Origin of the sequence: Embleya sp. NPDC059213, assembly GCF_042754445.1 — a bacterium.
Taxonomy (GTDB): Bacteria; Actinomycetota; Actinomycetes; order Streptomycetales; family Streptomycetaceae; genus Embleya.
This window is the reverse complement of the sequence record NZ_JBHZAV010000328.1, coordinates 1-5,991: the sequence shown is the minus strand read 5'-3', so window position 1 is coordinate 5,991 and position 5,991 is coordinate 1. Positions and strand designations below refer to the sequence as shown.

Below are 5,991 nucleotides of genomic sequence, written 5' to 3'. Positions count from 1 at the left end.
GGTCGCCAGTGGGCTCAACCACTACAACCTCACGCCCGCCGACTTCGCCGCGCTGGGCATCACCAACCAGCGCGAGACCACGGTGGTGTGGAATCGGCACACCGGCCGGCCGTACTACAACGCGATCGTCTGGCAGGACACCCGTACCGACCGGATCGCCCGCGCGTTGGACCGGGATCATCGGGGCGAGGTGATCCGGGCCAGGGCGGGTCTGCCGCCGTCGACGTACTTCGCGGCGGGCAAGGTGCAGTGGATCCTGGAGAACGTCGACGGGGCGCGCCGGGACGCCGAGCGCGGCGACGCGATCTTCGGCACCATCGACACCTGGTTGTTGTGGAATCTGACCGGTGGGGTGCGCGGTGGTGTGCATGTCACCGACGTCACCAACGCCTCGCGCACGATGCTGATGGACCTTCGCACGCTGGACTGGGACGACGAGTTGTTGTCGTTCTTCGACATCCCGCGCGAGATGTTGCCGACGATCCGCCCGTCGAGTTGTCCGGACGGCTACGGTCGATCGCCCGACGAGAGTCCGCTGGTGGGTATCCCGCTGACCGGCACGCTGGGAGACCAGCACGCGGCCACGGTGGGCCAGGTGTGCTTCGCCGAGGGCGAGGCGAAGAACACCTACGGCACCGGCAACTTCATGCTCCTCAACACCGGCAATCGCATCGTGCGCTCCGAGCACGGTCTGCTCACCACGGTCGCCTACCACTTCGAGGGCCAGGACCCGGTGTACGCGCTGGAGGGGTCGATCGCGGTGACCGGGTCGGCGGTGCAGTGGCTGCGCGACCAGTTGCACATCATCAAGACGGCTCCGGACAGCGAGACGCTGGCCCGGCAGGTCGAGGACACCGCCGGGGTGTACTTCGTGCCGGCCTTCTCCGGCCTGTTCGCGCCGTATTGGCGCAGCGACGCGCGCGGCGCGATCGTCGGGCTCGCCCGCTATCACCACGTGGGCCACATCGCCCGGGCCACGCTGGAGGCGATCTGCTACCAGAGCCGGGACGTGGTGGACGCGATGGCCAAGGACTCCGGTGTGCAACTGAGCGTGTTGAAGGTGGACGGCGGGGTCACCGACAACAGCCTGTGCATGCAGATCCAGGCCGATGTGCTGGGTGTTCCGGTGATCCGGCCGACGGTCCCCGAGACCACCGCGCTGGGCGCGGCGTACGCCGCCGGTCTCGCGGTCGGTTTCTGGCGGGACACCGACGAGTTGCGGGCCAATTGGAATCAGGACGCCCGCTGGGAGCCGGAATGGGATCGCGAGCGCCGGGAGAGCGGCTACGCCGACTGGAAGCGGGCGGTGCACCGCACGTTGGACTGGGTGCCCAACGGGTGACCCGGTCGGGCCGGGAACGGCTCGTGCCCGCCCCCGGCCCGGGGGTCAGGCCACGCGGGCGCCGCCGGCGGGCTGCCCGGTCGGGGTGATGCCCAGGTTCTCGCGCAGGGTGGCGCCGGTGTAGTCGGTGCGCAGCGAGCCGCGCTCCTGGAGCAGTGGGACGACCTTGTCGACGAATTCGTCCAGGCCGGTGGGGGTCAGGTGGGAGCCCACGATGAAGCCGTCCGAGCCGTCCTGCTGGACGAACGTGTCGATGCGTTCGGCCACCTGCTCGGGGGTTCCGACGAACTCGGTGCGGCCGAACACGTGGATGGCCAGGTCGCGCAGCGAGAACGCGTTGGCCTCGGCCAACGCGCGCCACTCGGCGACCCGGCGGTGCGCGTCCTCGCCGATCCGGGCCCGCCCCTGGACCAGCGGCGGCCCGTCGGGATCGGGGTCCACGTCGGGCAGCGGGCCGTCCGGGTCGTAGCCGGACAGGTCGCGGTTCCAGACCGTCTCCAGCAGGATCTGCGCGGTGCGTCCGCCGATTTGGCGCCGGGTGATGTCGCGGTGTCGCTCGGCCGCGTCGGCCTCGCTGGTACCGAGCACGAAGGACGCGTGCGGCAGCAGCTTGACCGAACCGGGGGGCCTGCCCTGGCGGCCGGCGCGGGCCTGGATGTCCCGGTAGAACGCCTGTGCCTCGTCGAGGTGGTGGTAGGGCGAGAAGATCGCGTCGGCACCGCCGGCGGCGAAGTCGCGGCCCTGTGGCGATACGCCGGCCTGCAGGATCACCGGCCGGCCCTGCGGGCTGCGTGGGGTGTCGAATCGCCCCGAGATGTCGAACTGCTCGCCGGTGAACGCGAATTCACCGGCCTTGGCGTCGCGCAGGAAGATCCCGGTGTCCCGGTCGGCGGCCACCGCGTCCGCCGCCCAGGAGTCCCACAGTTCGCGGGCGGCGGCCAGGAACTCGCCGGCCCGGGTGTAGCGGTCCTTGCGGTCCAGGAAGCCGCCCCGGCGGAAGTTCGCGCCGGTGAACGCGTCGAAGGAGGTGACCACGTTCCAGCCCGCCCGACCGCCGGACAGGTGGTCCAGGGTGCTCAACTGGCGGGCCAGTTCGTAGGGTTCGTTGAAGGTCGCGTTGACCGTGCCGATCAGGCCCAGGTGTTCGGTGACGGCGGCCAGCGCGCTGAGCACGGGCAGTGTGTCCGGGCGTCCGACCACGTCCTGATCGAAGATCAGGCCCAGGCGTTCGCGCAGGGCCAGGCCCTCCGCGAGGAAGAAGAAGTCGAATCGGCCGCGTTCGGCGGTGCGGGCGACGTGTTCGAAGGTGCTGAAGTCGATCTGGCTGCCGGCCGCGGGATCGGACCACACGGTGTGATGGTTCACGCCTCCCACGTAGGCGCCGAGAATGATCTGCTTGCGCGATGTGCTCATCGGGATGGGTCCCTTCGGACGGTGGCCGGGACGACGGTGGGGTGGGCGGTGGCGGGGCGGGTCACGAGGCCGCCGCCGCAGGCGTGGCGTAGCGGCTGTCCGGGCGCGGCAGGCCGAGTCGGGTGCGCAGCGAACCGGCCGGGTAGCCGGTGCGGAAGGCGCCTCGGCGTTGCAGTTCGGGGACCAGTTCGCGGGTGATGGCGTGCAGGTCGTGCGGCACCGCGGCCGGGCGCAGCCGGAATCCGGTCAGTCCGGCGCGTTGCCAGTCCTGGAGGGTGTCCGCGAGGTCGGCGGCGGTGCCGGTGAACACGAGTGCGTCAGCGGCGTATTCGGCGCCGTCGAGTTCGTCCAGTCGGGCCTTGCGGTCCCGGGCCGCGGCGGTGCTCTCGGCAAGCAGCACGACCAGGTCGCCGAAGACGTGCACCGTCTCCGATTCCCGTCCTGCGGCGAGCTGTTCGGCGCGGATCTCGGTGACGATGGCGCGTGCGTCGTCGTGGTCGCGCGGTGTCACGTACACCACGTCCGCGGTGCGCGCGCCGAGCCGGTACGGCACCGTGGCGTGGGCCAGTACGGTGACCAGCGGTTGGCCCTGTGGCGGGCGCGGCACGATCGAGGGGCCGCGGACCTTGAACCCGGGCCCGACGAAGTCGATGTAGTGCAGCTTGTCCCGGTCGATGAACCGGTCGGTGGCGGCGTCGCGGATCTCCGCGCCGTCCTCCCAACTGTCCCACAGCCGGCGCACCACCTCGACGAAGTCCTGTGCCTCGGCGAAGCTTTCCCCGACCGCGGCCACCACGTCCGGCCGGTCCAGGTCCTCGACGGTGAACGGCACCTGCTCGCGCCGGCCGAAGTGTGCGTTCTCGACCGGCCGCGACACCCGGGCGCGCCAGCCGGCGCGGCCGAGGCTGATGTGGTCGAGCGTGGCGATGGCCTTGGAGACGTGGAACGGCTCGGTGTGGGTGACGGTGGCGGTCGGGATCAGGCCGATGTGTCGGGTCAGCGGTGCGACCCGCGAGGCGATCAGCACCGCGTCCAGGCGGCCGCGGACCTGGTCGGTGCGGGTGTCGTCGGCGTCGAATCGGGAGGATTGCAGCGCGAGTGCGTCCTCGATGGTGACGAAGTCGAGCAGGCCCGCCCCCGCCTCGGCGACCAGGTCGCTCCAGTAGCGGGCGGTGAACAACTCGCCCGGGCGGGCCTCGGGTTCGCGCCAGGCGGCGGGATGCCAACCGGCGCCGTCCAGGGCGACGGCCAGGTGCAGCGGGCCGGGAGTGTGCGGGGTGGTCATGGGTGGTCTCGCTTTCCGGTTCGGTGGGCGCGGGTGATCGCGGCCGGACGTCACGGCACGACCCGGCCCGCGGACGGTGGTCCGTCGGCGGGTTCGAGGCGGCGGTGGGCCCGGGGCGGGTGTCGGTCACGGTGATCGGCGCGCGTTGTCGGTGGACGGGCACGCCTCGGACGGCGAACTCGGGCCGCTTTGCGCCGGGTTCACCCGGGGCGACGGAATCGGCGCGTGTTCGAACGCCGGGCGCGGCCCGCCGGTGGACCCGGCACACGACGCGCGACGGCGGGCGCGCGGCTAGCGCGGATTACGCCCGGGACGGTGTCGGTGGGTCAGTGACAGAGCGAGCCGGCGGAGCGGCGCAGATCGATGAACAGGCGCCGGGTCAGTCGGGTGCGGGGTGAACTCTCGCGGTGATCAAGGGAGTTCACCCGGTGGGTGGCCGGGGTCGGCACGGCGGACGTGGCGGCACGGTGTTGCGCCGCGTTCACCCACCCGCTCATGACATCGTCCCCTTGCCCCTGGGCCCGTCGAGGCGGGCCCCGCGTTGCCACGCGAAAGACGCGCGACCGTGTCCTCACCCGGGGCACCCCGTCGCGAAGGAGGGTTGCCGACCAACAAGCCGGGGCTGAACGTTGGCACTCGTGACACGTACTGCGGCGACGACCGATCCCGGCCGTCATCGCGACGCTAACGCAGCCTGCGGGTCTTGTCCATCGACCTTGTGCGCGGTAACAACCGGTCGGAGCAGGCGTCTTGCCGCCGCCGGGGCCGACGCCCCGAAGGGGCGGGGCCGACCGGCCGGCGTCGACGCGTCGCACTCCGGACACCCTTTGACGGGGCGCGATCAAGCTCGTAACCTGCCGATCATGCAGGCTCGGATCCGGTTGGCGACCCGCAGGCACATCGACCTGCTGCGGGTGAGCAGTGCCGCGTGTCGATCCGCGCTGCCCGGCTCGCCCTGAGCCGTCCGGGAAGACCGACCGTTCGCCCGTCGGCCGCTGCCGGGACGAGCCCTGCGGCCGGGCCCCGGAAGTGCGATGTGTCGCCGCCGGGTTCGGCGCGTCGGCGTTCGCCAGGCGACCCTGCTTCAGTCGACGCGAGAGCGGAGTGGATCGACGATGTCCCCATCCCGAGTGAGGATCGGCACGGCATGAACGACGTGCGTGTGTTGGACAACGTGGCCTATGCGTCCCTGACCGGCGCACACGCCGGCCTGGCCGAACGCCGGGGCCGGGTGGTGCGCTACCTCGCCGAGGTGGCGCCGTTCGCGGCCCTGCCCGACGATCCCGGCCCGGCGGACTGGGCGGATCTGGCCGCGCTGGCGACTCCGGGCGCGGTCCTGCCGCTCGCGGACGGCGACGGGTTGCGCCCGCCGCCGCCGTGGGAGGTGGTGATGCGGATCGGCGCGGTGCAGTTGGTGGGCGACGCGGTCGTCGGCCGGTCCGACGATTCGCTCGTCCGGCTGGCCGCCGCGGACGTGCCCGAGATGCTCGACCTGGTCGGGCGTACCCGACCGGGTCCGTTCCTTCCCCGGACCATCGAACTGGGCACCTATCTGGGCGTTCGTCGCGACGGTGCGCTGATCGCGATGGCCGGGGAACGGTTGCGCCCGCCCGGCTGGACCGAGATCAGCGCGGTGTGCACGGATCCGGCGTGGCGCGGGCACGGTCTGGCGAGTCGCCTGGTCCTGGCCTTGGTGGCCGGGATCACCGCCCGGGGCGAGACGCCGTTCCTGCACGCTTCGGCCGACAACGTGAACGCGATCCGGCTGTACGAGTCGTTGGGCTTCCGGTTGCGGCGCACGCCGTCCTTCGTCGCGGTGCGGGTTCCGGCCGGCGAGCCCGTCGAACCGGTGGTCGCCGGGTAGGCGAGCCGCCCGCTCCGGGTGCGGCCCGCCCCGCAGGGGCGCGGGGTTATAAAAAACAACGAGCCCCCAACACACCCAACAAACAAA

General features: G+C 71.8%; 6 protein-coding genes and 1 riboswitch. Of the genes, 3 read left to right on the top strand and 3 right to left on the bottom strand.

Going from position 1 to position 5,991, the window contains the following annotated elements:
• The coding region (glpK, locus tag ACFXMF_RS46370) for a glycerol kinase GlpK (RefSeq protein ID WP_380021263.1) at positions 1–1,342 on the top strand (1,342 nt) is incomplete at its 5' end.
• A gap of 45 nt (positions 1,343–1,387) precedes the next feature.
• Here glpK and ACFXMF_RS46365 read toward each other — a convergent pair.
• From ACFXMF_RS46365 to ACFXMF_RS46355, 3 genes are all read right to left on the bottom strand, one after another.
• Complete coding sequence (locus tag ACFXMF_RS46365; RefSeq protein ID WP_379991170.1) at positions 1,388–2,755, bottom strand: NtaA/DmoA family FMN-dependent monooxygenase; 1,368 nt, start codon at positions 2,753–2,755, stop codon at positions 1,388–1,390.
• A gap of 61 nt (positions 2,756–2,816) precedes the next feature.
• Positions 2,817–4,040, bottom strand: a complete 1,224-nt coding sequence (locus tag ACFXMF_RS46360; RefSeq protein ID WP_379991171.1) for an LLM class flavin-dependent oxidoreductase — start codon at positions 4,038–4,040, stop codon at positions 2,817–2,819.
• A gap of 326 nt (positions 4,041–4,366) precedes the next feature.
• Positions 4,367–4,537: a hypothetical protein gene (locus tag ACFXMF_RS46355; protein ID WP_360312270.1), complete on the bottom strand. Its 171-nt coding sequence runs from the start codon at positions 4,535–4,537 to the stop codon at positions 4,367–4,369.
• A gap of 36 nt (positions 4,538–4,573) precedes the next feature.
• Positions 4,574–4,684, bottom strand: a riboswitch (SAM riboswitch).
• A 219-nt stretch (positions 4,685–4,903) separates the two neighbouring features.
• Between ACFXMF_RS46355 and ACFXMF_RS46350 the strand changes: the two genes are divergently transcribed.
• Both ACFXMF_RS46350 and ACFXMF_RS46345 read left to right on the top strand, forming a co-directional pair.
• Positions 4,904–4,999 carry a putative leader peptide gene (locus tag ACFXMF_RS46350; protein WP_360312272.1) on the top strand — a complete coding sequence of 32 codons (96 nt, stop codon included), beginning with the start codon at positions 4,904–4,906 and terminating at the stop codon, positions 4,997–4,999.
• Between the two features lie 188 nt (positions 5,000–5,187).
• Entirely contained in the window at positions 5,188–5,904 is a 717-nt protein-coding gene (locus ACFXMF_RS46345; protein WP_379991172.1) for a GNAT family N-acetyltransferase, read from the top strand.
• Positions 5,905–5,991: the final 87 nt, after the last annotated feature.

Coding starts and splice junctions, on each gene's coding strand:
- ACFXMF_RS46350 (WP_360312272.1), top strand. CDS start 4,904: ATGCAGGCTCGGATCCGGTTGGCGACCCGCAGGCACATCGACCTGCTG.
- ACFXMF_RS46355 (WP_360312270.1), bottom strand. CDS start 4,537: ATGAGCGGGTGGGTGAACGCGGCGCAACACCGTGCCGCCACGTCCGCC.
- ACFXMF_RS46345 (WP_379991172.1), top strand. CDS start 5,188: ATGAACGACGTGCGTGTGTTGGACAACGTGGCCTATGCGTCCCTGACC.
- ACFXMF_RS46360 (WP_379991171.1), bottom strand. CDS start 4,040: ATGACCACCCCGCACACTCCCGGCCCGCTGCACCTGGCCGTCGCCCTG.
- ACFXMF_RS46365 (WP_379991170.1), bottom strand. CDS start 2,755: ATGAGCACATCGCGCAAGCAGATCATTCTCGGCGCCTACGTGGGAGGC.